The following is a 24,941-nucleotide window of genomic DNA, read 5'->3' as shown; positions in this document are numbered from 1 at the left end:
GGGGGTGTTGTTAGCAGGGGTCCCCTGCTCTACCGGAGGCGTTAGGAGGGGGCCCCTCCTTGCACGTCAGGCGCAGATGACGTGGACACCGGCGACGCGGAAGGCATCGACCACCTCGGGTGCCGCACCCGAGTCGGTGACCAGCGTCTCGACCCGTTCCACGGAGCAGATGCGGGCGAAGGCGTGACCGCCCAGTTTGGACGAGTCCGCGATGATCACGACCCGCTTGGCGCGGGCCACCATCAGGTTGTTCATCGCCGCCTCACCCTCGTGGTGGGCGGCGGCGCCGAGCTGCGGATCGATGGCGTCCACGCCGAGCAGCGCCACGTCGAGAGTGACCTCGCGCAGCAGCGCCCCACCCAACGGGCCGACCAGCTCGAACGACTTCGGCCGCACCACCCCGCCGGCCACCACGACCTTCATCCGGGACCGGACCAGCAGCTCGTTGGCGATGTTCAGGGCGTTGGTGACCACGGTCAGCTGCGCGCCCTCGGCATTGGTGTTGAGATCCGGGCGGACGGCCAGCGCCCGCGCCACCTCGGTGCTGGTGGTGCCGCCATTGAGGCCGACCACGGTGCCCGGGGACACCAGCGCGGCGGCGGCCGCGCCGATCCGCTGCTTCTCGGCGGAGTGCTTGGCGGTCTTGTAGCGCAGCGGCAGGTCGTACGAGACACCGTTGGCGACCGCACCACCCCGGGTACGCGTGATCATCTGCTGTTGGGCGAGCTGGTCGAAGTCGCGGCGGATGGTGGCCTGCGAGACGTCCAGGCGTTCGGCGGCCTCCTCGACGGTGACCCGACCGGAGTCGGTCAGCATTTCGAGCAGGGCGTTCCATCTCGCGTAGCGGTCCACCCCGGAGCCTCCGTCACTGCACGATCCGTGATTGGTTGCGTGCACAGTAGTGCGCGAAACTACGATGAGGCAAAACCTCTGGCTGCGCGTTCACCCCTGCGGTTGCCATTACCACCGCGTTTCGAGCAGAATGGCGCTCGAAAGATGCGGTTAACGAGCCGTATTGCGCAGCCAGCGGCAACGCACGTCGAGCCGCACTGCGCAACAAGCCGTGCTACGCGACAAGCTGCACTGCGCAACGAAGGGCATGACGCAGCGAACTGGCCTGCGAGGAGTTCTCATGGCGTACGTTTCCGCGGAGATCACGAGCCAGCCGGACTGCTGGCGCCAGGCGGCCGACCTGGCCCCCTCGGTGGTCGACCGGCTCCCCCGCACCGGCGAACGGGTCGCCGTCGTCGGCTGTGGCACCTCGTGGTTCATGGCCACCGCGTACGCGGCCCGCCGCGAGGCCGTCGGGCACGGCGAGACCGACGCCTTCCAGGCCAGCGAGTTCCCCGCCGGACGGCGGTACGACCGGCTGCTGGCGATCACCCGCTCCGGCACCACGACCGAGGTCCTCGACCTGCTCACCGCCGTACGCGGACAGATCCCGACCACCGTGCTGGTGGGCGACCCCGCCGCACCGGCCGTCGACATCGCCGACGCCAGCGTCACCATGCCCTTCGCCGACGAACGTGCGGTGATCCAGACCCGCTTCCCCACCACCGCGCTGGCGCTGCTCCGCGCCCACCTGGGTGACAACATCACCGCGCTGGTCGCCGACGCGGAGGTCGCGGTCCGCGCCCCGCTGCCGATCGACCCGAGCCTGATCGAGCAGGTCACCTTCCTCGGCCGAGGCTGGACGATCGGGCTGGCCCAGGAGGCCGCGCTCAAGTGCCGCGAGGCGGCCACCTTCTGGGCCGAGGCGTACCCGGCGATGGACTACCGGCACGGCCCGATCTCCGTCGCCGCACCGGGCCGGCTGGTCTGGGCCTTCGGCGAGCTGCCCGACGGGCTGCCCGAGGACGTCGCCGCCACCGGTGCCGCCTTCGCGCACAGCCGCACCCACGGTGTCCGTACCGTGCTGGGCCGCTGGGCCGCCGGGCGTACCCCGGTCGACCCGATGGCCGACCTGATCCTGGCGCAACGCTTCGCCGTCGCCCTGGCCACCAGTCGCGGGCTCGACCCCGACGCACCCCGGCACCTGAGCAGGTCCGTGGTACTCACGTGACCGCAGATCACGAGCGGGTCGTCGTCGCGTTGGACGTCGGCGGCACCGGGATGAAGTGCGCGCTGATCCGGCCCGACGGTGCCGTGGTGCACGCCGAACGGCACCCCACCGAGGCGGCCCGGGGTGCCGAGGCGGTCGTCGACACGATCCTCGCCGTGGCCGAGGGGCTGGCCGACAAGGCCCGCGCCGACGGCCTCGCCCCGGCCGCGCTCGGCGTCGTGGTACCGGGCGTCGTCGACGAGGCACGCGGCGTCGCGGTCTGGTCGGCGAACGTGGGCTTCCGGGACGTACCCCTGCGGGAACTGGCCACGGCACGCCTCGGTCTGCCCACGGCGCTCGGGCACGACGTGCGGGCCGGCGGGCTCGCCGAGGCGCGCCTCGGCGCCGGCCGCGACGCCGGGCACGTGCTCTTCGTGGCCATCGGCACCGGCATCGCCGCCGCGCACGTGGTCGCCGGGTCGGCCGCCACCGGCGCACACGGCGCGGCCGGGGAACTCGGCCACATCCTGGTCCGCCCGGACGGCCCGCCCTGCGGCTGCGGCCGGGCCGGCTGCCTGGAGTCGATCGCCTCCGCCTCGGCCGTCGCCCGCCGCTACGCCGCACTCACCGCCGGGTCGGACGTCGGGTGCGCCACCGGTTCCGGTACGCCGCCGACGATGGTGAGCGCCGCCGAGGTGGCCGCCCGCGCGGCTGCCGGTGAGGAGATCGCCAGCCGGGTGTGGCGGGAGGCCGTCGCGGCATTGGCCGACGGGCTGGCCACCGGCCAGGCCCTCTTCGACGTGGAGACGATCGTCCTGGGCGGTGGGCTCGCCCAGGCCGGTGCCGGGCTGTTCGACCCGCTGCGTGCCGCGCTGCGGGACCGGCTGACGTTCCACCGGGAGCCACGACTGGTCCCGGCCGCCCTCGGCGACGAGGCGGGCTGCCTCGGTGCCGCCCTGCTCGCCCTCGACCAGCTGGAGACGTGATGACCGTACGGGTTAACGGCAAGGTGGTGACCCCGAGCGGGGTGATCCGGCAGGGTTGCGTCGAGGTCCGGGACGACCGGATCAGCGCTGTCGCCGAGTACCCGTCGGTCCAGGACGGCCACTGGGTGGTGCCCGGCTTCGTCGACATGCACACCCACGGCGGCGGTGGGCACACCTTCACCACCGGCGACGCCGACCAGGCCCGTGCCGCCGCCGCGTTCCACCTGCGGCACGGCACCACCAGCCTGCTCGCCAGCCTGGTCAGCGCGCCGTTCGACCTGATGCGCGCGGCCACCACCGCGTTCGCCCCGCTGGTGGGCGACGGCGTGCTGGCCGGTATCCACTTCGAGGGGCCGTACCTCTCCGCCGCCCGGTGCGGCGCGCAGAACCCGGAGTTCCTCCGCGATCCGTCCACGGACGAGCTGAACGAGTTGATCAAGCTCGGTGACGGCGCGGTGCGGATGGTCACCCTCGCCCCGGAGCGCCCGGGCGCGCTGGAGGCCATCGAGCTGCTCACCCGGCAGGGCGTGGTCGCCGCCGTCGGGCACACCGACGCGACGTACGAGCAGACCGTCGCCGCGGTGGCGGCCGGGGCGAACGTCGGCACCCACCTGTTCAACGGGATGCGTCCGGTGCACCACCGCGAGCCGGGACCGGTGGTGGCGTTGCTGACCGCCCCGAACGTCGTGTGCGAGCTGGTCGCCGACGGGGTGCACCTGCACCAGGGCACGTTGACCTTCGCCACCGGCACCGCCGGTCCGGAACGCTGTGCGCTGATCACCGATGCGATGGCCGCCGCCGGGATGCCCGACGGCGAGTACGAGCTGGGCGGGCAGGCGGTGACCGTGACCGACGGAGAGGCCCGGCTGGCCCGGGACGGGGCGATCGCCGGCAGCACCCTGACCATGGACGCGGCGCTGCGCAACGCGGTGGCCACCGGGATCCCGGTGCCCGACGCGGTGCGCATGGTGTCCACCACGCCGGCGCTCGCGATCGGCCTCGGCGACCAGGTCGGCGCCCTCCAGCCCGGCCTCCGCGCCGACCTGGTGGTGCTCGACGACGACCTGCGGGTCGTCCGGGTGATGCGCGGTGGCGACTGGGTCGAGTGACCTGGCCGGTCAGCGGGGCGCCGGGATCTCCACGCCGAGCACCGCCTGCTCGTCGGGGCGGTGCACCAGCACGTCGCCGAGGAACGAGTGCACGGCGTGCCGCATGCCGACGTCCCGCCCGGCCTCCTCGGAGAGCAGCCACTTGTGCTCGATGATCTGCGCGAACAGCTCCTGCGGCTCCAGCTTGCGCCGCAGGTGCGCGGGCACGGCGCGGACCACCGGCTCGAACACCTCGGTCAGCCAGCGGTGCGCGGCCTGCTGCTCGTCGATCAGGTCGCTCTCCGCCCGGTACGCGTCGAGGTCGTTGAGCAGCCGGCGGGCCTGGTTCTCCTCGGCGTCCAGACCGGTGAGCCGGAGCAGCCGCCGGTGGTGGTAGCCGGCGTCGACCACCTTCGGCCGGATGAGGTACCGCCCGTTGTCGATCGTCGACATGGCCACCTCGGCCACGTCGAAGCCCATCTCGTTGAGTCGCCGGATCCGGCCCTCGACGTCGTGCCGACCGTCCCGCTCCACCTGCTGCTCGTAGGTGATCTCGTGCCAGAGCCGCTCGTACCGCTGCACGACCTCCTCGCAGACCACCTCCGGGTCGATCGAGTCGTGCAGCAGGCCGGCAGCGGCGAGGTCGAGCGCCTCGCCGAAGATGTTGACCCGGGCGATCTCCAGGTCCTCGCCACGCTGGCCGTTGGAGAGCGCGCTGCGCAGCGCCCCGGTCTCGGCGTCGACCAGGTACGCGGCGAACGCGCCCGCGTCCCGCCGGAACAGCGTGTTCGACAGCGAGCAGTCGCCCCAGAAGAAGCCGGTCAGGTGCATCCGGACCAGCAGCGCGGCGAGCGCGTCCAGCAGCCGGCCCATCGTCTCCGGCCGCAGCGTGTGCGAGAACAACGCCCGGTACGGCAGGGAGAACTGGAGGTGCCGGGTGATCAGCACCGGGTCGAGCGGCTCACCGGCGTCGGACTGCCGGTCGGCGACGATCGCCACCGCCTGCACCGACGGGAAGTCGATCCGTTCCAGCGCCCGCAGCAGGTCGTACTCCCGCTCGGCCACCCGCTCGCCGGTCTCCTTGACCGCGTAGACGAACCCGCCGAGGCGGACGAAACGCACCACGTGCCGGGAGATGCCCTGCGGAAGTGCGACCAGATGTTCGGCCGGCCACTCCTCCAACGGTGTCGACCAGGGCAGGTCGAGCAACGCCGGGTCTACGAGGGCCGAAGTGATCCGCACGGCGTCAAGTCTGACGGCTCGCCGCCCGGAACGCTTCCCCGCGTGGTCGGCCCCACAGTGCCGGGACGGAGGCGCGGTCGATCCACCCCGACGGCCCGGTAGCGTGGCGGGGTGCGGGAAACGACACCCCGGAGGCTGCGCCCGGCGCCGGTACGCCCGGCCGGCTGGTGGTGCGACGCCCTGCTGATCGCCGGGTTCGCGGCGCTGACCGCCGCGCTCGCCACCGGCCGGTTCTACGGCCTCGACCTCGCGGTGAGCGAGTGGGCCTTCGCTCACGCACCCACCCCGCTGTACTGGATCGCCCGAGCGTTCAACCTGCTCGGTCAGGGCGGTGGGCTGCTGCTGCCGCTCTCCGGCGGACTCGCGGTGGCGGTGGCCTGGCGACGCCGTACGATCCGGCCGTTCCTGCTGGTGGGTGCCGCTCTCGTGGTCACCACGCTGACGATCGGTCCGCTCAAGCTCTGGACCGACCGGGCCGCCCCGACCGCCTCGGTCAAGGAGCCGTTCCTGGCACCGGAGGAGGCGGTACGGATCTTCCACGAGCTGCCACCGGACACCTACTCGCTGTCGTACCCGTCGGGCCACGTCGCGAACGCGATCGTCTGGTACGGCGTGATCGCCGCACTGCTGCTCGCGCTGACCGCCGGCCGGCTCCGGACCGGGCTCTACCGACTGGTCCGGTACGCGCCCCCGGCGATCCTGCTGGTCACCACCACCTACCTGAACTTCCACTGGCTCACCGACGGGCTCGCCGCCCTGCTGCTGGGCCTGCTGCTGGACCGGCTGCTGCACCGGGTGCCCTGGGACGGGTTGCCGCTCCCCGAACGGCTACGCCACTGGAGCGCTCCGTTCACCGAACGCCCCTAGGCTGCGGGCCGTGGAACGGTTGGTGCGGCGGCTGGGCGTACCGGATGCGGTCGTCATCGGTCTGGGCTCGATGCTCGGCGCGGGCGTCTTCGTGGTCTTCGCTCCGGCCGCCGCGGCAGCCGGCGGCACCGGACTGCTGGTCGCGCTGGCGCTGGCCGGTGCGGTGGCGTTCTGCAACGCGACCAGCTCGGCCCGGCTGGCGGCCCGCTACCCGGAGTCCGGCGGCACCTACGTCTACGGGCGGGAACGGCTCGGCCCGTTCGCCGGGTTCGTCGCCGGCTGGGGGTTCGTGGTCGGCAAGACGGCGAGTTGCGCGGCGATGGCGCTGACCGTCGGGGCGTACCTCTGGCCCGGACAGGCCCGGCTCGTGGCCGTCGCCGCCGTCGTCGCGGTGACCGGCGTGAACCTGCGCGGCGTCGCCAAGACCGCCACCGCCACCCGGCTCCTGGTGCTGGTCGTGCTGGCGGTGCTGGCCCTGGTGGCGGTGGCCGGCGCGACCGGCGTCCAGCTCGCTCGGATCGACCAGCCCGGCGGCTCCGCGCGCGGCGTGCTCACCGCCGCCGGCCTGCTCTTCTTCGCCTTCGCCGGATACGCCCGGATCGCCACCCTCGGCGAGGAGGTCCGGGAGCCGGAGCGGACCATCCCCCGGGCGGTGCCGCTGGCGCTCGGCCTGGTGCTGGTGGTCTACCTGGTGCTGGCCGTGATCGCACTCGGTGTGCTCGGGCCGGACCGGCTCGCCGGGTCGACCGCACCGCTGGCCGACGTGGTAAGCGCCGCCGGGCTGCCCGGCCTGGCCTGGGTGGTCCGCGCCGGGGCGACCGTCGCGGTGACCGGGGTGCTGCTGTCCCTGCTGGCCGGGGTAGGTCGCACCACGCTGGCGATGGCCCGCCGCCGCGACCTGCCCGCCGCCCTGGCCGCCGTGCACCCCGTACACCGGGTGCCGCACCGCGCCGAACTGGCCGTCGCCGCCGTGGTGATCCTGGTGGTGGCGCTCGGTGACGTCCGGGCCGCGATCGGCTTCTCCAGCGTCACCGTGCTGGTCTACTACGCGATCACCAACGCGGCGGCGCTGACCCTCGGCCGGGACCCGGCGCGGAGACTGCCGGTGCGGGCCCTCGCCGTGCTGGGGCTGGTCGGCTGCGTCCTGCTCGCGGTCAACCTGCCGCTGACCAGCGTGCTCGCCGGCCTCGGCGTACTCGCCCTCGGCGCCGCCTGGTACGCGCTGCGCCCCACCCGCGCCTGACCCGAGCTGCTCACTCGGTGGTGGCCGGTGCCGTCACTCCTCGGCCTCGCGCGGCACCGGTGGGCCGGTCGGTGCCGGCGGCTCCGGCTCGGGTGGAGCGACCTCGCGGAGCAGGGAGTTCAGCCCGGCCCGGCGGGCCATCACGGTCAGCCGGTCCCCCGCCGAGACCATCATCCGCCGGTCCGGTGACCAGTCGAGACGCTGCCCGACCCGGGCGTGCGCGAGCAACCGGACGCTGCCCGGTCGGCCGACGCTGGCGAGTGTCCGGCCGTCCAGCCTCGAACCGGCCGCCACCGCGACCTCGGTGACCAGCAGCGCGTGCCGGCCGACCGGGATGGTGGCGATCACCGCGCGGTCCAGCAGGGCCGCCGCGAACGACGGTGCCGCCAGATAGGAGACGCTGCGGGAGGTGCCGATGCCGAAGGCCCGCTGCACCCGCTCGGCGAAGTCGCCGTCGAAGAGCCGCAGCACCACCCGGAGCTGGTCGTTCACCGTCCGGCCGTTCAGCGCCGCCCGCAGGTTGGCGCCGTCGTCGGTGGAGACCACCACCAGCGCCTGGCAGGTGGCGATCGAGGCGGCGCGCAGCGTCTCCTCCTGCGCCGCGTCGCCCACCACCAGCGGTACGCCCAGCCGCCGGGCCAACCCGGCACCCCGGGCGTCGGCGTTGCTGTCGATCGCGACCACCTCGACGCCGAAGTCGTTGAGCTGGGCCATCACCCGGGTGCCGATGTTGCCCAGGCCGACCACCACGACGTGCCCGGAACGCTCGACAAAGTTCCGCCCGGCGTGCAGGGCCAGCCTCGCCCGGACCACACCGTCGACGACCACCGCCGTGATCAGCGGGATCAGGGCCACCCCGGCGAGGTTGAGCACCACCTGCATGACCTTCTCGGCCCTGTCCTTCTCGATGTCCGGGTCCTGCCCGGTGAGCGTGGTGACCATGGTCAGGTAGAGCGCATTGGCCCAGGAGACGTGAGCGGCGCGCCCGTAGAGGGCACCAAACGCGGCGATCACGGCGAGCAGCACGAACACCGCGATGCCGATCTTGCGGGTGGCGAAGCCGCGTACGGCCCCGAGCAGCATCGCCACCGGGCGCCGTCGACGCCGGGCCCGGACCAGCCGGCGGGCGGCCAACTCGGTGCCGGCCGGGCGGCCGACGGCCTCCGCGAGCACCACGTCGGCGTCCTCGTCGTCGGCGGGAAGCACCAGGTCCTGCTGGGGGTCGCGGGTGTCGGCCACCCCGCAGACGATCTCGCTCGGGCGGACGTCGTCGCGGCGGGCCACGTACAGGGTGCGCCCGCCGTGTCGGAAGTGCGTCGGCGCGACCTCGCCGAGCGCGGCGGCCACGAAGGCCGGGGCGGCCATCGAGGCGTCGGAGAGCACCGACGAGTCGGGGAAGATCTGCCGTACGCCGTTGGCCAGGCCGGTGTTGAACATCCGCACGACCAGCCGCAGCCGGGGCTCGACCTCCTGCGCGCAGAGGGCGGCCTGCATGTTGCCCACGTCGTCCTGGTGCAACAGGGCCAACCCGGCCGCGCCGGCCAGCCCGGCCCGACGGAACGTCGCCTCGTCCAGCCGGTCGGCCGGGACCACCTCGATGCCGGGCAGGTCACGCCCGTCCGGGCCGGGCGACCGCTGCCGCTCGGGCACGACGAGGGTGATCCTCAACCGCCCGGTCTGCGTCTCGCTGGCCAGCATCGCCCGCACCACCCAGTACGCCAGCGGATCCTGGCCGCAGACCACGTAGTGCGCCCGTGGCTCGCCGTTGACCCGCAACCGGCGGCCTGCCCGCCGGGCGCGATCGATCAGCGGCTCCGCCATGCTTCGCATGGTAAACAGCCGGTCGCAGTCCGCGCAGCCCCGCGACGATCATGAAGACCCCTGCCCGGCATGTCCGGGTCAAGGACGGGTACGGCAAGCCCCATGCAGACCTTCCTGCCGTACCCGGACTTCCTGGCCAGCGCCGGCACGCTGGACCAACGGCGGCTCGGCAAGCAGCGGGTGGAGGCGATCCAGGTGCTGCGTGGACTGACCCGCCCCGGGTACGGCTGGCGGCACCACCCCGCGGTGAAGATGTGGACCGGCTACGAGGAGGCCCTCACCCGGTACGGCCTGGACGTCTGCGCGGTCTGGAGCGCCACCGGACGGGCCGACACCTGCGCCACCACGCTGACCGTCGACCTCGCCGACGCCCGGGACATCACGCGGGTCCGTACTCAGCAGGAGCTGGCCGAGGCGGGTGAGCTGCCGCCCTGGCTCGGTCGCGCCGACCTGCACCTGAGCCACCGCTCGTCGCTGCTGCGCAAGGATCCCACGCACTACCGCCCGATCTTCGGGGACGACACCCCCATCGACGTCGAGTACGTCTGGCCCGACTCCGACCGCCGCCCCGCCGTGTAAGGAAGGGCCCCCTGCTATCGCCTCGTGTATTACAGGGGTCCCCTCCTTACACGCGGCAGGGCGCTGCCGACCGCGTCGGGCAGACTGTGGGGCGATCGGGAGGTGCGGTGTGAAGCTGTCTCAGGTGTTCGGTCGGCTCATCGGCGTACGGCCGCACCAGGTGGACCCGGGCGGCGGTGGCGCGACCCGGGTGCCGCGTCCCGTGCAGGCGGTCGTGGTCGGTGGCGGCATCGCCGGCATGTCGGCGGCGGTGGTGCTCGCCGAACGCGGTGTCGAGGTGACGGTGCTGGAGGCCGCGCCGACGCTCGGCGGCCGGCTCGGCGCCTGGCCCGACGCGCTCGCCGACGGCACCCCGCAGGTCGACGAACACGGCTTCCACGCCTTCTTCCGGCAGTACTACAACTGGCGCAACATCCTGCGTCGGGTCGATCCGACGCTGCGGTTCCTGCGCCCGATGCCCGGTTACCCGGTGCTCAGCGCGCAGTGGCCGACCGAGGAGTTCGGACGGTTGCCACCCGCCCCGCCGGCCAACCTGCTCACCCTGCTCGCCCGCAGCCCCAGCCTGCGGCTGCGTGACCTGCGCACGATGGACCGCGACGCCGCCCTGCCGCTGCTGACCTTCCACCCGGAGCGCACCTACGCCGAGTTCGACCACCGCACCGCCGACGAGTTGCTCACCTCGCTGCGGCTGCCGGACCGCGCCCGGGCCATGCTCTTCGAGGTCTTCTCGCACTCGTTCTTCAACCACGAGGCGCAGATGTCGGCCGCCGAGATGATCGCGCAGTTCCACTTCTATCTGCTCGGCAACCCCGAGGGGCTGGCCTTCGACTGCCCGGACGAGGACTACGCCACCGCGATCTGGCAGCCGCTGACCCGGTACGTGGAGCGTCACGGCGGTCGCGTCCGCACCGGTGTCGCGGCGACCGCGCTGGACCGCGAGGGCACCGGCTGGCGGGTACGCACCACCGACGGCTCGTACCCGGCCCGGCACGTGGTGCTGGCCCTCGACCCGCCGGCCCTGGCCGACCTGGTCGCCGCCGCACCGGCACTGGCCCAGGAGGCACCGACGCTGGCGGCGGCGATGCCCGCGTACGGTCGGCCCGGCCCGCCGTACGCGGTGGCGAGGCACTGGTGCGACGGGGACGTGGACCCGGGTCGGGCGACCTTCAACGGGGTGTCCCGGCAGGCCACCCTGGACTCGGTGACGCTGTACCACCGGTTGGAGGAGGAGCCGCGACGCTGGGCCGCGCAGACCGGCGGCTCGGTGATCGAGCTGCACGCGTACGCCTGCGATCCGGACGTGCCCGCCGACGAGGTGGCCGACCGGATGTGGGCCGAGCTGGGCGCGCTCTGGCCGGAGGCGCACCGGCTGCGGGTCCGCGAGCGGCGTGCCCGGGTCGAGGCCAAGGCCCCCGCCTTCACCCCCGGCAGTCATCCCGGCCGGCCCGGGGTACGCACCGAGGCCGCCGGGCTCTATCTGGCCGGCGACGGCATCCGCACCGACTTCCCCAGCGCGCTGATGGAACGGTCCGCGGCCACCGGCATCCTGGCCGCCAACCACATCCTGCGGGCCGAGGGCGGCGCGGCCGAGCCGATCCACTCGGTACGCCCCCGAGGTCTGCTCGCCCGCCCCTGAGCCGTCGGGGCGAGCAGGTCAGCCGGTGGTCGGCGGGGTCCAGCCGAACCGGGCCGGACGCCGTTCGTGGAAGGCCGCGACGCCCTCCCGAGCCTCGCCGCTGTCCCGCGCCTGCCCGTGCCACCAGGCGACGCGGTCCGCGTCGGCCCGACCGTCCACGATCTCCTTGGCGGCGGCGACGCTGAGCTGTGAACGCTCGGCGATCGTCGCGGTGAGTGCGTCGACCCGGGCGGCCAGACCGTCGCCGGGCAGCACCTCGTCCACCAGGCCGGTCCGCAGCGCCCGGCCGGCGTCGACCAGCTCACCGGTGAAGAGCAGGTGTTTGGCCGTCGACGGGCCGACCAGCCGGGTCAGCCGTCGGGTGGCCGGCGCCGGATAGACCAGGCCGAGCCGCGCAGGCGGTACGCCGAACCGCGCGTCGTCGGCGGCCAGCCGCAGGTCACAGGCGACGGCGAGCAGGCAGCCGCCGCCGACGCAGGCACCCCGCACCGCGGCGACGGTCGGCTTGGCGACGTCGGCCAGCCGTTGCTCCGCCACGTCCACCACGTTGCCGTCACCGGGGTCCAGCACCTCGTCGAGGTCACCCAGATCGGCACCGGCGCAGAAGGTGCCGTCCGCGCCGGTGAGCACCAGGACGCGTACCGCCGGATCGGCCTCCAGGCCGTCGAGCAGCACCGGCAACTGCCGCCACATCGCCGTCGTCATCGCGTTGCGGCGACCCGGGTTGCGGATCACCACCGTGGCCACCGGGCCGGTCACCTCGACCACGAGTTCCGCGTCCGCCACCGTCCACCCCCTCCTGCCGACGGCCTGAGGGTAACCCGCACCGCCGCCGGGTCCGTCGGCCGTCCGGTGACCCGAGATGTACGCCTGGTAGCTGCCCGGTATTCACCGGCGGGCCGCCCACGCCTGACAGCGTCGTCCTGCGCGCACCTCCCACCCGGCCCGAGCGAGCAGGTGAGCATGGTTTCCACACCCCAGGTCAGCGTGGTCGTGCCGACCTTCGCCCGGCCCGCGTTGGTGACCCGCGCGGTCCGCAGCGTCCTCGCCCAGACCGTGACCGACATCGAGGTCATCGTGGTCGTCGACGGACCGGACGCCGCCACCGGCGCGGCCCTCGCCGAGATCGGCGACCCCCGGGTACGCGTGGTGGAGCTGCCCGGCCGGGGCGGCGCGCCGAACGCCCGCAACACCGGCGTACGCGAGGCCCGCGCGCCGTGGACGGCACTGCTCGACGATGACGACGAATGGCTGCCCACCAAGCTCGCCGTCCAGCTCGACCTGGCCCGACGCACCCGCGTGCCCAGCCCGGTCGTGGCCAGCCGTCTGATCAACAAGACGCCCCGGGCGGAGTTCGTGCTGCCCCGCCGCCTCCCCGAGCCGGGCGAGCCGATCAGTGAGTACCTGACCGTGCGCCGGGGCCTGTTCCACGGTGACGGCTTCATCCAGACCTCGACGATCATGGCACCGACCGAGTTGCTGCGCCGGGTCCCGTTCACCGTCGGCCTACGCCGGCAGCAGGAACTCGACTGGACCGTCCGCGCCACCGGCCACCCCGACGTCGCACTGGTCTTCGCCGCCGAACCGCTGGTGCTGTGGCACCAGGACGAGGATCGTCCCCGGATCAGCCTCAGCTCGCCGTGGGAGGAGCAACTCGCCTGGCTGCGCGGCATCCGGCCGCTGATCACCCCGCGCGCGTACGCGGCGATCACGATGAGCATCATCAGCTCGATGGCCGCGCCCACCCGCAGTCTCCGGGTCTTCCGCCTGCTGCTGGCCGAAGCACACCGGCACGGCGACCCGGGGCTGGTCGACTACCTCACGTTCGCGCAGATCTGGCTGATCCCACCGTTCCTGCGCCACCGGGTACGCGATCGCATCCTCGGCCGGCGACCCGTACGCCCCGTCCCTGCCCCGCCTCCCACCTCGGCCCCGGTGGCGGCGGAGCCCGGAGCCGATGTCCGGCGATAGGGTCGTGGTGGTCTGGCGGAGTTGCCTGCTGCCCGGGTCGGAGACGTTCGTCCGCCACCAGGCCGACGCGCTGCCCACCTGGCGCGCGGTCCACCTGGGTGCGGTCCGGGTCGACTCGCCGTTGAGCCGGGACACCGACGTCCTGCTCTGCCCGGACACCCCCCGTGGCCGCCGGGACTGGCTGCGGCTCCGGCTGACCGGCGAGCTGCCCCGCCTGCACCGGATGCTGGCCCGGCTCCGGCCCGACGTGGTCCACGCCCACTTCGGCGGAGACGGCTGGCTGGTCAGCCGCACCGCGACCCGGCTCGGCATCCCGCTGGTGATCACCCTGCACGGGCTGGACGTCACCCGACAGCCGTCCACCCCGGGTTGGCGGGGCGCCCGCCACCGGCGTCACCTCCGGACCGCCTTCGACCGGGCCGCGGTGGTCCTGGCCGTCTCCGGCCCGATCCGCGACCGGGCGCTGGAGCTGGGCGCGGACCCGACCAAGGTACGTGTCCACCACACCGGCGTACCCGTACCGGCCGAGCCGCCCACCGGCCCCAAGAACTGGGACGTCGTCTTCGTCGGCCGCTTCGTCGAGAAGAAGGGCGTGGACGACCTCGTCGAGGCCGTGAGCCTGCTCGACGATCTGCGCCCCCGGGTACTGCTCATCGGCACCGGTCCACTGCACGCCCACGTACGCGCCCAGGCCGAACGGTCGGGAGTAGACGCCACCTTCGCCGGGGCACTGCCACCGGACGAGGTGATGCGACACATCGCCGGATCCCGGGTGCTCGCCGCCCCGTCCCGTACCGCCGCCGACGGCGACACCGAGGGGCTGCCCACCACGATCCTGGAGGCGGCGAGTCTGGGCGTACCGGTGGTGTCGACGTACCACAGTGGCATTCCCGAAGCGGTCACGCACGAGGTGAACGGCCTGCTCGGACCCGAGGCCGATCCACCCGCTCTCGCCGCCAACCTCCGTCGGCTCCTCACCGACACACGCCTACGCCACCGTCTCGGTGACCAGGCCCACCGTCACGCCGCCACCCGCTTCGACCTCCACCGCCAAACCCGCACCCTGGAATCCCTCTACGCCGCCCTCCGCTGACCTCGTCGCCCCGCCCCCGCCCCTCTTCCCTCGGCGATCATGGAGTGGTGGTAGGCGATACGCACCTTTGAGCCCTCTTTGCACTGACCACCACTCCATGATCGTCGGAATCCGGGCGGCGCGGGGCGGGTGGGGTGGGGTCAGGTGGGGTGGCGGAGGTGGTGGAGGGCGGTGCGGGCGGTACGACGGGCGGTGCGGGCACCGGCCAGCAGGATTCGGCCGGCACGGGCGGTCGGGGTGCCACTCACCAGCGAGACGATCCGCCGCAACCGGGTCAACTCGCGGTCCCGCTCGGTCAGCGTCCGCTCGTACCACTGCGCCAGGGCGCGGGCCTCGGCCACCTCCCGGGCCAGCTCGTCCCGGTCGACGAGCAGTTCCCGCCACCCCCCTGCGACCGCCTGCGCACGGTCGTCGGCGAACGGCACCGGATCCCGCCCCGCCAGGGTGGCCAGAGTGGACGCCAGCTCACCGGCCGGCCAGAGGTACGCCAGCCCGGCATCGGTCATCCGGGACGCCAACCGGCGCAACACCACGTCCGACCCGACCTCCCGCGACTCCCCCTCCACCGGCCCGGTCGGGGACTCGGTGCGGCCCGTCGCCTCGGCGTACGCCCGCCGGACCACCTCGGTCGGCTCGGCCGCCGTCACGGCGTGCCAGGCACCGTGCGGTGGGACCACCACCTGGTCCGCCGGCACGTCCGCGAGCGGACCGGCCTGCCAGGCGGTCAACAGCGCACGCAGCGCGGGCACCTCCCGCCGCGCCGTCGCCGCAAGCACCAGATCCTCGGCGGTACGCCCCGACGGCACCACCGCCCCGTCGGCGTACCGCCATCCGCCAGCCGGACCACGGTGGACCTCTCGCCCCCGCCGGCCGCCCCAGCTCAGCACCGCCGCCGGCGGTCGACTCCCGACCGGATCGGCGCCCTCGTCCGAGTCGTCATGCCGTTCCGGAGTGGTGTTGGTGCCGGAGAGTCGCTCGGCCAGCACCACCCAGCCGGGGGCCAGCTCCGTGGCGCCCCCGTGCCGGAGCGCCACCAAGGCCAACCGCGCCGGATCGGCGAGCGGCGGCACGGATCGGCCCAGTTCGGCGAGCGGGCCCAGGTCGGCGGGCGGCGGCACGGAAGGCCCCGGATCGGTCGCGCTCAGGGCTGCCTGGAGAAAGCCGGTCAGGTCGGTGTCGGCCAGCAGGTCGGTACCGAGCAGGGCGGTCGGCGTACGCGGGCCGGGGAACGTGGCCCAGGTGCCGACGGTCCACAGACCGGACGCGGCCAGCCGGTCCCGCAGCCGGGGCAGGCCGCCAGGGCGGGTGTGGTCGTACTCCTCCGGCGCGGTCCAGTCGGAGTCGGTGCGTTCCGGCGGCGGCCACGGCAGCCGGTGCAGCCCGAGGAGGTTCTCCGCTCCGAGCAGCAGTCGACCGGTGGGGCGCAGCATCGACACCAGCAGGTCGAACAGGTCCGTCCAGCTCAGATCCGACCCTTCGACCGAGGTGAGCCGACCCAGGCCGTCCAGGGCGACCAGGGTGTCGTACTGCGGCGAGGCGGGCAGCTTCTCGGGGCTGCCGCAGTACACCTGGACTTCCGGCCGATCGGCGTACCGGGTGGTCAGTGTCTCGGCGTCCGGCAGCCCGCGTACCAGGATCGTCAGGTCGGGCGACGGCACCGCGTCGAGCAGGTCGGGGTGGTGCGGGCCGACCACCAGGGTGCGTCCGCCGACGGCGGTCAGCAGCCCGGTCAACGTCGGACCGCCCACCGGGCCGGGGCCACGCGATCCGTCGAGGTCCGACCAGGCGAGCATCTCGCCGCCGAGCAGGCGCGGGGCTCCGGAGGTCATACCGGAGCCGGTACGACGGCAGGGTGCGGCCAGCGGAACAGGTGGCGCAGTTCGGCGGAGGTGAGCAGGCGGTCGGCGCCCAGCTCGGCGTCGGCCAGTTCGCGGGCGACGGTCACGTCGACCCGGGAGCCGTGCAGGTCGGCCCACTGGCGACGGATGCGTGGCTGGCCGCCCCAGACGGGAGTCTCCCCGGCCAGTTGCATCGGGTCGCCGTACACGGCGGGCTCGCAGCCGGCCAGGACGCCGTAGAGGATCGCGCTGCACAGCCGGTTGGAGGCGACCCGCCGGTGCCGGCGCAGTTCGGTGAGCTGCCGGTCGAGGAACTCCGGGTCGAGGTCGGTCCACCGGCCACCCCGGTAGCCGTGGCAGACGACCCGGAACCCGGCCCGCTCGTAGTACGTGCGGACCCGCTTCGACCGGTGCTCCTGCCAGTAGAGGCAGACCGTCACCGGGCCCGGCTCCACGGCCCGGATCTCGTCGACCAGCCGGCCGTGGTCGCCGAGGATCCGCTGTCCCTCCCAGCCGTGGAAGGGGTACCAGATGGTGCCCTCCCGCCGGGACGGCTCCTCGGGCGTCAGGGCGGCCAGGTACGCGAAGGGCGCGCCGACCACGTACGTCCGCCGGTGCCCGAGGGACCAGGCGCGTCGACGCGTCCGCTCGGACCAGAGGAACAACGGCACCCCGGGTACGAACTCGTGGTCGGGAGCCATCCCGTCGCCGATGTTCCAGCCGTGTTGCAGGTAACCGGGTACGCGGGGCGGCTCCCGGTCGTCGAGTCCGCAGTAGCGGGACAGCACGTGGGAGTGCCCGTAGTAGTGGTTCGCGTGGTGCACGGCGGTGGGTGTCCCTGGGGTGGCGGGGGCGTTCAGGCGGACGGTAACCAGCCCGCCTGAACGCCCGGCCACGACGAGGTGTCGCCCGGTGTTCCGTGCGCGATACGGATGGAGCCCCCGGCCGGGATCGAACCGGCGACATCCCGCTTACAAGGCGGGTGCTCTGGCCAGCTGAGCTACAGGGGCGTTGTTTCCCGGTCAGCATAGCGACCGACGTCTGCTTTTCCCGCTCGGCAGGGGTCCCGAGCACGGGAAACGTCAACATCCCGACCCGCAGGCGTCGATTCGTGTCCGACCGTGCCCGAGTGACCGGAATGCGAATGCTCTCAGTCCCATGCATCGTCCCGAACCTTGGCATTGCGGCGAAAGCCGTTTACCGTGCAGTGACACGGACGACACCGGGGTTCGCCTCACGTCGTCCGTCGCGCCGGTACGGGTCTCCTGTGCCGGTCGCTCCTTCACTCGGATCGTCCGGCACGTTCCTGCCGGTGAAAGGAAGCGCACCCCCTCATGGCTACGGTCACGTACGCGAAGGCGTCCCGGATCTACCCGGGCACCGAACGCCCCGCGGTCAACCAGCTCGACCTCCAGATCGGCGACGGGGAGTTCCTCGTCCTGGTCGGCCCCTCCGGTTGTGGTAAGTCCACCAGCCTGCGCATGCTCGCCGGCCTGGAGGACGTCGACGACGGCGCGATCTACATCGACGACCGGGACGTCACGCACCTCCCCCCGAAGGCCCGCGACATCGCGATGGTCTTCCAGAACTACGCCCTGTACCCGCACATGACGGTGTACGAGAACATGGCGTTCGCGCTCAAGCTGCGCAAGACCTCCAAGGCCGAGATCGACCGTCGGGTCAAGGAGGCGGCGGCGCTGCTCCAGCTGGAGGAGTACCTCAGCCGTAAGCCCAAGGCGCTCTCCGGTGGTCAGCGCCAGCGGGTCGCGATGGGCCGGGCCATCGTCCGGGAGCCCCAGGTCTTCCTCATGGACGAGCCGCTGTCGAACCTCGACGCCAAGCTCCGGGTGCAGACCCGTACCCAGATCGCCTCGCTGCAGGCCAAGCTCGGCGTCACCACCGTCTACGTGACGCACGACCAGGTCGAGGCCATGACCATGGGTCACCGGGTGGCGGTCATGCTCGACGGTGTGCTCCAGCAGGTGGACACCCCGCGTGCGCTCTACGACACCCCGGCCAACGTCTTCGTCGCCGGCTTCATGGGCTCGCCCGCGATGAACATCAAGACCGTGCCGCTCACCGAGCAGGGCGCGGCGTTCGCCGAGCTGTTCGTCCCGCTGACCCGCGAGCAGGCCGAGGCGGCCCGCGCCGAGGGCGGCGACGGCAAGGTCACCGTGGGCTTCCGCCCGGAGGACTGCGACATCGTCAGCCCGACCGAGGGCGGCATGCCGGTCGTCGTCGAGCTGGTCGAGGACCTCGGTTCGGACGCCAACGTCTACGGGCACGCCGCCCTGGACGGCTCCTCCGAGCGCTTCGTGGTGCGGACCGACCGGCAGCACAGCCCGAACATGGGCGACACGATCTTCGTGAAGCCGCGTACCGGCCGCAGCCACGTCTTCCACGCCACCAACGGCAAGCGGATCTGACGTAGCAACCGCGAAGGGGCGGCCCGCCGATCGGCGGGCCGCCCCTTCCGCGTACTCCTCGTGGCTCGTGACGGGGTCAGAGCTCGACGGCGCGGCGACGCGCCACCTCGGCGAGCGTCACCGCGGCGGCGACGCTCGCGTTGAGCGACTCCACCTCGGAGATCATCGGGATGCTCACCGTCAGGTCACAGGTCTGCCCGACCAACCGGGACAGCCCGCGCCCCTCCGAGCCGACCACCACGACCAGCGGGCCGACGGCGGCCTCCAGGTCGTAGAGGTCCGTCTCGCCGTCGGCGTCCAGGCCGACGACCAGGAAACCGGCGTCCTGGCACGCCTTCAGCGAACGGGTCAGGTTGGTGACCTGCGCCACCGGCACCCGGGCCGCCGCGCCGGCACTGGTCCGCCAGGCGGTCGCGGTGATCCCGGCAGCCCGCCGCTCGGGTACGAAGACACCCTGCGCGCCGAACGCGGCGGCCGAGCGGATCACCGCGCCGAGGTTGCGCGGGTCGGTGACGCCGTCCAGCGCCACCAGCAGCGGCGCCGCCTGCTCCACCGCCGCCGCGACCAGGTCCTCGAACGGCTGGTACGCGAACGGCGGCACCTGGAGGCCGACGCCCTGGTGCAGCACGCCCCCGGTCATCCGGTCCAGCTCGGCGCGGCTGACCTCAAGGATCGCGATGCCCCGGTCGGCCGCCGTCCGGACGATCTCCTTCATCCGGTCGTCGACGTCGATGCCCTGCGCGGTGTAGAGCGCGGTGGCCGGCACCTGGGCGCGCAGCGCCTCCAGCACCGGGTTGCGCCCGACCAGCAGCTCCGGCGTGTCCTTCGCCGGGTTCGACTTGCGGCCCGGCGCGACCCGGGGGCCGCCACGCCCGGCGGGCTGCTTACCTCGGGCCGGTTTGGCCGCAGGGGTGCCCCGACCGCCGCCCCGGCCCCAGGTGGTGTCCTTGCTGCCGGGCTGGCCGATCTTGGGGGCGCGCCCCTCCTCGGCCGCCGCCCGACGCTCCTTCTCCTGCTTCCAGGCGGTGCGCTGGGGCAGCTTCTCGGTGCCCGAGTAACCCTTGTGCCAGGGACGTTCGTCGGCCGGCAGGGTCCGGCCACGCCCGGCGAGGGAGTCCCGGTTCTTGCCGCCGGAGCCCTTCGGGGCCCCCGCCTTCGACGTCATCCGCCGGCCACGGCGTTGCGAATTGCCGGCCATCAGTCATGTTCTCCAATTGTCCAACGCGGGCCCTGCGGGGTGTCCTCGACCACCACACCGGCTCGCTTGAGTTGATCCCGCAGCGCGTCGGCGGCGGCCCAGTCCTTGCGGACCCGGGCCTGTGCGCGCTGTTCGAGTGCCAGGGCGACCAGGGAGTCCACCACACCACGGAGGTCGCTCGCCCGGGCGCCGCCCGCCCACGCCGGGTCGAGCGGGTCGACGCCGAGGATATCCAGCATGGCCCGGACGTCGGCGAGCGTCGTGCGGACGGTCACATCGTCCGCGCACGCCAACGCGGAGTTGCCGTCGCGCAGCACGTCGTGCAGCACGGCCAGCGCGGCCGAGGTGTTGAGGTCGTCGTCCATCGCCGCCGCGAACGCCGCCGGCACCTCGCCGACCTGGCCGACCCCGACCCGTTCGACGGCCCGCTGGACGAAGCCCTCGATCCGCCGGTACGCGACCGCAGCCTCCCGCAACGCGTCCTCGGAGTAGTCGATCCGGGAGCGGTAGTGCGCGGCCACGTAGTAGTAGCGCAGCTCGACCGGGCGTACCCCGAGCGAGGCCACGTAGGCCAGGTCGAGGGTGTTGCCCAGCGACTTGCCCATCTTGGTCCCGCCGATGCCGAGCAGGCCGTGGTGCACCCAGTACCGGGCGAACGGCAGGTCGGCGGCCTGCGACTGGGCCAGCTCGTTCTCGTGGTGCGGGAAGATCAGGTCCAGCCCGCCGCCGTGGATGTCGAACTCGGCGCCGAGGTAGCGCCAGCACATCGCCGAGCACTCGATGTGCCAGCCGGGACGTCCCCGTCCCCACGGCGACGACCAGTAGGCGTCGGTCGGCTCGTCCGGTTTCGCACCCTTCCAGAGCGCGAAGTCACGCGGGTCCCGCTTGCCGCGTTCCGGGCCCTCGCAGACGGAGAGCATGTCGTCCGGCGACTGGTTGGACAACGCGCCGTACGCCGACCAGGACCGCACGTCGAAGTAGACGTCCCCGGAGTCGTCGGTGGCCGGGTACGCGTGCCCCCGGTCGATCAACTCCGCGATGAGCTGGTGCATCTCCGGGATGTGCCCGGTGGCGCGCGGTTCGTAGGTCGGCGGCAGCACGTTCAACGCCCGGTACGCCTCGCCGAGCTTCAACTCGTTGGCGTACGCGATCGACCAGAACGGCTGCGCCTGCTCCTGCGCCTTGACCAGGATCTTGTCGTCGATGTCGGTCAGGTTGCGGACGAAGGTGACCTCGAAACCGGCGGCCAGCAGCCAACGCCGTAACACGTCGTAGTTGACGCCGGAACGGAGATGGCCGATGTGCGGCGGTGCCTGGAGGGTGAGACCACACAGGTAGACCCCCACCTTGCCGGCTTCCCGCGGGACGAAGTCCCGCACCGATCGGGTGGCGGTGTCATACAGGCGTAGCGTCACCGTACAAGGGTAGCCGTCCGTCGTTTTCCGGGTCCGCCGGAGCCGGGTCGTACGCTGCTGCTCGTGGACTCCGCAGCGACACCCGACATCGATCCGCCGTCACCCGCCGTACCCGGTGGCGAGACGTCGCAGACGCTGGACCGGGGTCTGCGGCTGCTGCACCTGGTCGCGGAGGCGTCGGGCGGGCTGACGGTCACCGAGGCGGCGACCCGGCTGGGTATCGGTCGGGCGGCCGTCTACCGTCTGGTCGGCCCGCTGGCCGGGCACGGGATGCTGCGCCGGGACGCCGCAGGTCGACTCCGCCTCGGTGCCGGCGTGCTGCACCTGGCCCGGCGGGCCCAACCGCTGCTCGCCGAGGGGGCGCTGCCCGCGCTGCGTCGACTGGCCGAGCAGGCCGGGGCCACCGCCCACCTGACCGTGGTGGAGGGGGGCGAGGGGGTGGCGCTGGCGGTGGTCGAGCCGAGTTGGACGTCGTTCCACGTCGCGTACCGGACCGGGGCCCGGCACCCGCTGGAGCGGGGTGCCGCCGGGCAGGCCATCCTCGCCGGGCGGACCGGCGCCGTCGGCCCGGTGAGCACCGCCGGTGAGCTGCAACCCGGCGCGTACGGGGTGGCCGCGCCGGTGCTCGGGGTGCCCGGTCTGGAGGCGAGCGTGGGGGTCGTCGCGCTGGCTCCACTGGATGCCGAGGCGGTCGGTGCGCAGGTGCTCGCCGCCGCCACCGCGATCGCCACCGCGCTGAGCTGACCGCATACCACATCACGCGCACTCGGTGAGCGTTGTCCACAGGCGGTGGTCCCGGTCGTCGTCGCGGTTGTCCACAGGGGTCGCCCGGTCGGTGAGCCGGACCGCAGGCTGCTGTCATGCCAGTTCGCACACAGCCACCGGACGCCCTGGCGTGGCAGGTCTTCCGCGGGTCGGACGTCGTCCGCCGAGGTCTGCTCACCGCCCACCAACTCCGCAACTCCGCCTGGGTCCGACTGCGGCACGACGTCTACGCCGACGCGCGGCTCGACCGCGACCACACCCTGGCCTGCCGCGCGGCCGCCCTGCAACTGCCCGCCGGGGCGGCCGTCGCCGGGCCCTCCGCGGCCTACCTGCACGGCATCGGGCACGCCGCCGACTTCGACCAGGCCGTCCACGTCCTGGTGCCGCCCCGGGCCGGGCTGCGCAGTCAGCGTGGGCTCCAGGTGCACACCGAGCCCCCGCAGTCGCTGGCCGGGTTGACGATCAAGGGCGTCCCCCCGCACACCGACACCGCCCGCGCCGCCTGGGAGAGCGCGGTGTGGTTGGAGCCGAGCCGCTCGGTCGGCATCGTGGACGCGCTGTTGGGCCGGGGGCTGACCACCCGGGCGGCGTTGGACGAGGTGGCGGCCGTGAACGACGACCGTCCCGGCGGACGCCGGGCGCGCTGGGTGTTCGATCTGGCCGACCCGGCCGCGCAGTCCCCCGACGAGTCGCGGCTGCGGGTCGGGCTGGTGTTGGCCGGTCTGCCCCGCCCGGTCGCCCACCATCCGGTGCCCCTGCCCGGCGGTGTGGTGCTGCGGCCCGGCCTGGCCTGGCCTGAGCAGCGCGTGGCGGTGGAGTTCGACGGTCAGCGGCTCTATCCACTGGTCGGTGCGGGCTGGCTGGTGCGACATGTGACCGGCCGGCGCCTGCACCAGGACCTCCCCGGGGTCGCTCGCGAGATCGGCAGCGCGCTTCTCGACGGTGACCGCCGGTGACGGAGCAGAACGGGGGACGGCCCGGCCGGGGGCAACCCGGCCGGGCCGTGTGTTCGCCCGTCGAGGGCGGGTGTCCTACCCGGTCACCGGCGCAGCGGGGCGGTCACCGCCGCGTACGCGTCGATGATGCCGTGGCCGTAGAAGCCGTTGAAGTTCACCGAACCGTCGCAGTACGCGTCGAACTCGGCCGGCCGGCCCTCGTCGGTGTAGGTCTGCAACCGAGGTTCGGGGCAGGCCCGCTCGGTGGCGGTGCGGAGCAGGTGCTTCTCGACCAGCTTCGGAGCCAGGCCGAAGCCGCCCCGGCCCTGCGGCTTGCCGTGCCTGCTCACGATGAGCGCGGCCACGCCGGAGGCGTGCGGAGCGGCCATCGAGGTGCCCTGGAGGTACGTGTAGTAGCCGCACTGCCCGTTGGCCTTGCACTCCTTGAACACGAAGGTCTCGGCGCCCGGCACCACGTTGCCGGCCTCGTCGACCGTCCCCTCCTCCTGGAGCACCTTCTTCGGGTAGGTGGAGAGGATCATGTTGGCGTCGGTGCGGAACGTGTCGGTGCCGAACCCGTCGCGGAACCATCCACCCGGTGCGGCCACCGCCGTCTGCTCGGTGCCGTAGTTGGAGTAGTCGGCCTTCTTGCCGGACGGGCCGACCGAGGACACGCTGATCACGTGCGGCCCCTCGGCGGGCAGGTCCCAGCAGCTGTCGTTGTCGATCTCCCGGGGGTACGGCGCGACGTCACCGTAGTTCGGGCTGGACACGTCGGTCCGGGGGTCGCCCAGGTCCTCGTGGTTGTTGCCGAGCGCGCCGACCAGGGTCACGCCCCGGTTGTGGGCATAGGTCAGGGCCCGCTTCATGGCGCGGATGGTGGCCCGCTGCGCCGCCTGCGCCTCCGGGGAGTCGGCCGGGTTGGCGGTGCAGTTATAGAGCCACGGGTCGACGTAGAACGACATGTTCACCACGTCCAGGCCCGACCGGCCGGCGTGCAGCAGCGCGTTGACCACCGGGTTCAGGAAGAAGTACCCGGAGTCCTGGCCACCCTTGAGGTTGACCAGGGAGACCTTCGGGGCGACGCCGGAGAGACCGAAGCCGTTGGCGGCGGCACCGATGGTGCCGGCGACGTGCGTACCGTGCCCGCCGTCGTCGGTGCCGGCCGGGTCGAGGCAGCTCGCCACCTCGCACTCCCCGTCGATCTCGGGGATGTCCGGGGCGAAGTTGCGCGACAGGGCCCAGTTGAAGTTGGGCGCGATGTCCGGGTGGGCGGCGTCGACGCCGGTGTCCAGCACACCGACGGTCACCCGACGGTCGCCCGGCTCGATCTTGCGCGCCTTGTCGGCCCGGATCATCTCCAGGCCCCATAGCTTGTCGTCGAGTGGGTCCAGCTTCTTGCCCCGCTGCTTAGCGGTCCCCTTCGCGGCGGCCACGGCCAGCAGGTGTTCCTGCTCGACCCGGTCCAGCTTGGGCTTGCGGCCGATCGCCTTCTGCTCGGCGGCGCCGATCAGAGCAGCGGCGGCCGTCGCCTTCGTCGCGAAGTCGGCCCGGTCACTGGTCACCTGGAACACGCCGACCTCGTCGGTGCGGGACACCACGGTCCCGCCGGCCGACCGGATCGCGGCGAGGGCCGCGTCGGCGGAGAACCCGTCCTCCGCGACCACGGTGAACGTTCGGACGGTCGTCGGCTCGGCGCTGGCCGGCACGCCCAAACCCGTCACCGTGAGTGCCAGTGCCGCCGCGGTCGCGACGACACCGACGGTGAAGCGCTTGCTCACCACATCGAATCCTCTC

The 24,941-nt window shown here is 73.1% G+C and carries 21 protein-coding genes and 1 tRNA gene; 12 read left to right on the top strand and 10 right to left on the bottom strand.

Annotation, left to right across the window (positions count from 1 at the left end):
- Positions 1–66 precede the first annotated feature (66 nt).
- Positions 67–852: a DeoR/GlpR family DNA-binding transcription regulator gene (locus ACFYTT_RS15935; RefSeq protein WP_131054335.1), complete on the bottom strand. Its 786-nt coding sequence runs from the start codon at positions 850–852 to the stop codon at positions 67–69.
- Between the two features lie 280 nt (positions 853–1,132).
- Between ACFYTT_RS15935 and ACFYTT_RS15930 the strand changes: the two genes are divergently transcribed.
- The 3 genes from ACFYTT_RS15930 to nagA are packed head-to-tail and all read left to right on the top strand — an operon-like array spanning position 1,133 to position 4,136.
- The gene (locus ACFYTT_RS15930; protein ID WP_176095376.1) at positions 1,133–2,062 is read left to right on the top strand and encodes an SIS domain-containing protein; all 930 of its coding nucleotides are present in this window, start codon (positions 1,133–1,135) and stop codon (positions 2,060–2,062) included.
- 50 nt (positions 2,063–2,112) lie between these two features.
- Positions 2,113–3,027, top strand: a complete 915-nt coding sequence (locus ACFYTT_RS15925; protein ID WP_176096038.1) for an ROK family protein — start codon at positions 2,113–2,115, stop codon at positions 3,025–3,027.
- Positions 3,027–4,136 carry an N-acetylglucosamine-6-phosphate deacetylase gene (gene nagA / locus ACFYTT_RS15920; RefSeq protein WP_387259892.1) on the top strand — a complete coding sequence of 370 codons (1,110 nt, stop codon included), beginning with the start codon at positions 3,027–3,029 and terminating at the stop codon, positions 4,134–4,136. The genes ACFYTT_RS15925 and nagA overlap by 1 nt, the downstream gene beginning before the upstream one ends.
- A 9-nt stretch (positions 4,137–4,145) precedes the next feature.
- On the opposite strand, the gene ACFYTT_RS15915 is transcribed toward nagA, so the two are convergent.
- Positions 4,146–5,357, bottom strand: a complete 1,212-nt coding sequence (locus tag ACFYTT_RS15915) for a DUF4032 domain-containing protein (RefSeq protein WP_131055663.1) — start codon at positions 5,355–5,357, stop codon at positions 4,146–4,148.
- 111 nt (positions 5,358–5,468) lie between these two features.
- Here ACFYTT_RS15915 and ACFYTT_RS15910 point away from each other — a divergent pair, with 111 nt between their 5' ends.
- Positions 5,469–6,224, top strand: coding sequence for a phosphatase PAP2 family protein (locus ACFYTT_RS15910; protein ID WP_387259889.1), 756 nt, complete (start codon positions 5,469–5,471; stop codon positions 6,222–6,224).
- A gap of 10 nt (positions 6,225–6,234) precedes the next feature.
- Complete coding sequence (locus ACFYTT_RS15905; RefSeq protein WP_387259886.1) at positions 6,235–7,467, top strand: APC family permease; 1,233 nt, start codon at positions 6,235–6,237, stop codon at positions 7,465–7,467.
- 33 nt (positions 7,468–7,500) lie between these two features.
- Here the strand turns inward: ACFYTT_RS15905 and ACFYTT_RS15900 are convergent, their stop codons facing one another.
- Positions 7,501–9,288 (bottom strand): potassium channel family protein, encoded by a 1,788-nt coding sequence (locus ACFYTT_RS15900; protein ID WP_387259884.1) that lies wholly within the window; start codon positions 9,286–9,288, stop codon positions 7,501–7,503.
- Positions 9,289–9,390: 102 nt separating this feature from the next.
- Here ACFYTT_RS15900 and ACFYTT_RS15895 point away from each other — a divergent pair, with 102 nt between their 5' ends.
- Both ACFYTT_RS15895 and ACFYTT_RS15890 read left to right on the top strand, forming a co-directional pair.
- Positions 9,391–9,867 (top strand): MSMEG_6728 family protein, encoded by a 477-nt coding sequence (locus tag ACFYTT_RS15895; protein ID WP_387259882.1) that lies wholly within the window; start codon positions 9,391–9,393, stop codon positions 9,865–9,867.
- Positions 9,868–9,976: 109 nt separating this feature from the next.
- A complete protein-coding gene (locus ACFYTT_RS15890; protein WP_387259879.1) occupies positions 9,977–11,503 on the top strand; it encodes an FAD-dependent oxidoreductase in 1,527 nt (508 codons plus the stop codon).
- A gap of 18 nt (positions 11,504–11,521) precedes the next feature.
- Here the strand turns inward: ACFYTT_RS15890 and ACFYTT_RS15885 are convergent, their stop codons facing one another.
- The gene (locus ACFYTT_RS15885; protein WP_387259876.1) at positions 11,522–12,289 is read right to left on the bottom strand and encodes an enoyl-CoA hydratase/isomerase family protein; all 768 of its coding nucleotides are present in this window, start codon (positions 12,287–12,289) and stop codon (positions 11,522–11,524) included.
- 177 nt (positions 12,290–12,466) lie between these two features.
- Between ACFYTT_RS15885 and ACFYTT_RS15880 the strand changes: the two genes are divergently transcribed.
- Both ACFYTT_RS15880 and ACFYTT_RS15875 read left to right on the top strand, forming a co-directional pair.
- A complete protein-coding gene (locus tag ACFYTT_RS15880) occupies positions 12,467–13,474 on the top strand; it encodes a glycosyltransferase family 2 protein (protein ID WP_387259873.1) in 1,008 nt (335 codons plus the stop codon).
- Positions 13,461–14,567 (top strand): glycosyltransferase, encoded by a 1,107-nt coding sequence (locus tag ACFYTT_RS15875; RefSeq protein ID WP_387259870.1) that lies wholly within the window; start codon positions 13,461–13,463, stop codon positions 14,565–14,567. Before ACFYTT_RS15880 ends, ACFYTT_RS15875 begins: the two co-directional genes overlap by 14 nt.
- 140 nt (positions 14,568–14,707) lie before the next feature.
- Here the strand turns inward: ACFYTT_RS15875 and ACFYTT_RS15870 are convergent, their stop codons facing one another.
- The 3 genes from ACFYTT_RS15870 to ACFYTT_RS15860 form a co-directional block, all read right to left on the bottom strand.
- Positions 14,708–16,396, bottom strand: coding sequence for a hypothetical protein (locus ACFYTT_RS15870; RefSeq protein ID WP_387259868.1), 1,689 nt, complete (start codon positions 16,394–16,396; stop codon positions 14,708–14,710).
- Positions 16,393–17,229 carry a hypothetical protein gene (locus ACFYTT_RS15865; protein WP_387259865.1) on the bottom strand — a complete coding sequence of 279 codons (837 nt, stop codon included), beginning with the start codon at positions 17,227–17,229 and terminating at the stop codon, positions 16,393–16,395. Before ACFYTT_RS15865 ends, ACFYTT_RS15870 begins: the two co-directional genes overlap by 4 nt.
- A 109-nt stretch (positions 17,230–17,338) precedes the next feature.
- Positions 17,339–17,415: transfer RNA gene (locus ACFYTT_RS15860), tRNA-Thr, on the bottom strand.
- Between the two features lie 324 nt (positions 17,416–17,739).
- Here ACFYTT_RS15860 and ACFYTT_RS15855 point away from each other — a divergent pair.
- A complete protein-coding gene (locus ACFYTT_RS15855; protein WP_131051629.1) occupies positions 17,740–18,831 on the top strand; it encodes an ABC transporter ATP-binding protein in 1,092 nt (363 codons plus the stop codon).
- 76 nt (positions 18,832–18,907) lie between these two features.
- On the opposite strand, the gene rlmB is transcribed toward ACFYTT_RS15855, so the two are convergent.
- Together rlmB and cysS are read right to left on the bottom strand one after the other, a co-directional pair.
- The gene (rlmB, locus tag ACFYTT_RS15850) at positions 18,908–20,029 is read right to left on the bottom strand and encodes a 23S rRNA (guanosine(2251)-2'-O)-methyltransferase RlmB (RefSeq protein ID WP_131051630.1); all 1,122 of its coding nucleotides are present in this window, start codon (positions 20,027–20,029) and stop codon (positions 18,908–18,910) included.
- A complete protein-coding gene (cysS, locus tag ACFYTT_RS15845) occupies positions 20,029–21,444 on the bottom strand; it encodes a cysteine--tRNA ligase (protein ID WP_131051631.1) in 1,416 nt (471 codons plus the stop codon). The genes rlmB and cysS overlap by 1 nt, the downstream gene beginning before the upstream one ends.
- Before the next feature lie 63 nt (positions 21,445–21,507).
- Here cysS and ACFYTT_RS15840 point away from each other — a divergent pair, with 63 nt between their 5' ends.
- Entirely contained in the window at positions 21,508–22,188 is a 681-nt protein-coding gene (locus ACFYTT_RS15840; protein WP_236145580.1) for an IclR family transcriptional regulator, read from the top strand.
- A 116-nt stretch (positions 22,189–22,304) separates the two neighbouring features.
- Positions 22,305–23,165, top strand: coding sequence for a hypothetical protein (locus ACFYTT_RS15835; protein WP_131051632.1), 861 nt, complete (start codon positions 22,305–22,307; stop codon positions 23,163–23,165).
- Between the two features lie 83 nt (positions 23,166–23,248).
- Here the strand turns inward: ACFYTT_RS15835 and ACFYTT_RS15830 are convergent, their stop codons facing one another.
- A complete protein-coding gene (locus tag ACFYTT_RS15830) occupies positions 23,249–24,925 on the bottom strand; it encodes a S8 family serine peptidase (RefSeq protein ID WP_387259861.1) in 1,677 nt (558 codons plus the stop codon).
- Positions 24,926–24,941 lie beyond the last annotated feature (16 nt).

Source organism: Micromonospora sp. NPDC003816, from assembly GCF_042874705.1.
Classification (GTDB): domain Bacteria; phylum Actinomycetota; class Actinomycetes; order Mycobacteriales; family Micromonosporaceae; genus Micromonospora.
The sequence above is the reverse complement of the archived record's forward strand: the minus strand, read 5'-3'. Positions and strand labels throughout refer to the sequence as shown.

Coding starts and splice junctions, on each gene's coding strand:
- ACFYTT_RS15930 (WP_176095376.1), top strand. CDS start 1,133: ATGGCGTACGTTTCCGCGGAGATCACGAGCCAGCCGGACTGCTGGCGC.
- ACFYTT_RS15925 (WP_176096038.1), top strand. CDS start 2,113: ATGAAGTGCGCGCTGATCCGGCCCGACGGTGCCGTGGTGCACGCCGAA.
- nagA (WP_387259892.1), top strand. CDS start 3,027: ATGACCGTACGGGTTAACGGCAAGGTGGTGACCCCGAGCGGGGTGATC.
- ACFYTT_RS15900 (WP_387259884.1), bottom strand. CDS start 9,288: ATGGCGGAGCCGCTGATCGATCGCGCCCGGCGGGCAGGCCGCCGGTTG.
- ACFYTT_RS15895 (WP_387259882.1), top strand. CDS start 9,391: ATGCAGACCTTCCTGCCGTACCCGGACTTCCTGGCCAGCGCCGGCACG.
- ACFYTT_RS15880 (WP_387259873.1), top strand. CDS start 12,467: ATGGTTTCCACACCCCAGGTCAGCGTGGTCGTGCCGACCTTCGCCCGG.
- ACFYTT_RS15875 (WP_387259870.1), top strand. CDS start 13,461: ATGTCCGGCGATAGGGTCGTGGTGGTCTGGCGGAGTTGCCTGCTGCCC.
- ACFYTT_RS15870 (WP_387259868.1), bottom strand. CDS start 16,396: ATGACCTCCGGAGCCCCGCGCCTGCTCGGCGGCGAGATGCTCGCCTGG.
- ACFYTT_RS15855 (WP_131051629.1), top strand. CDS start 17,740: ATGGCTACGGTCACGTACGCGAAGGCGTCCCGGATCTACCCGGGCACC.
- rlmB (WP_131051630.1), bottom strand. CDS start 20,029: ATGGCCGGCAATTCGCAACGCCGTGGCCGGCGGATGACGTCGAAGGCG.
- ACFYTT_RS15835 (WP_131051632.1), top strand. CDS start 22,305: ATGCCAGTTCGCACACAGCCACCGGACGCCCTGGCGTGGCAGGTCTTC.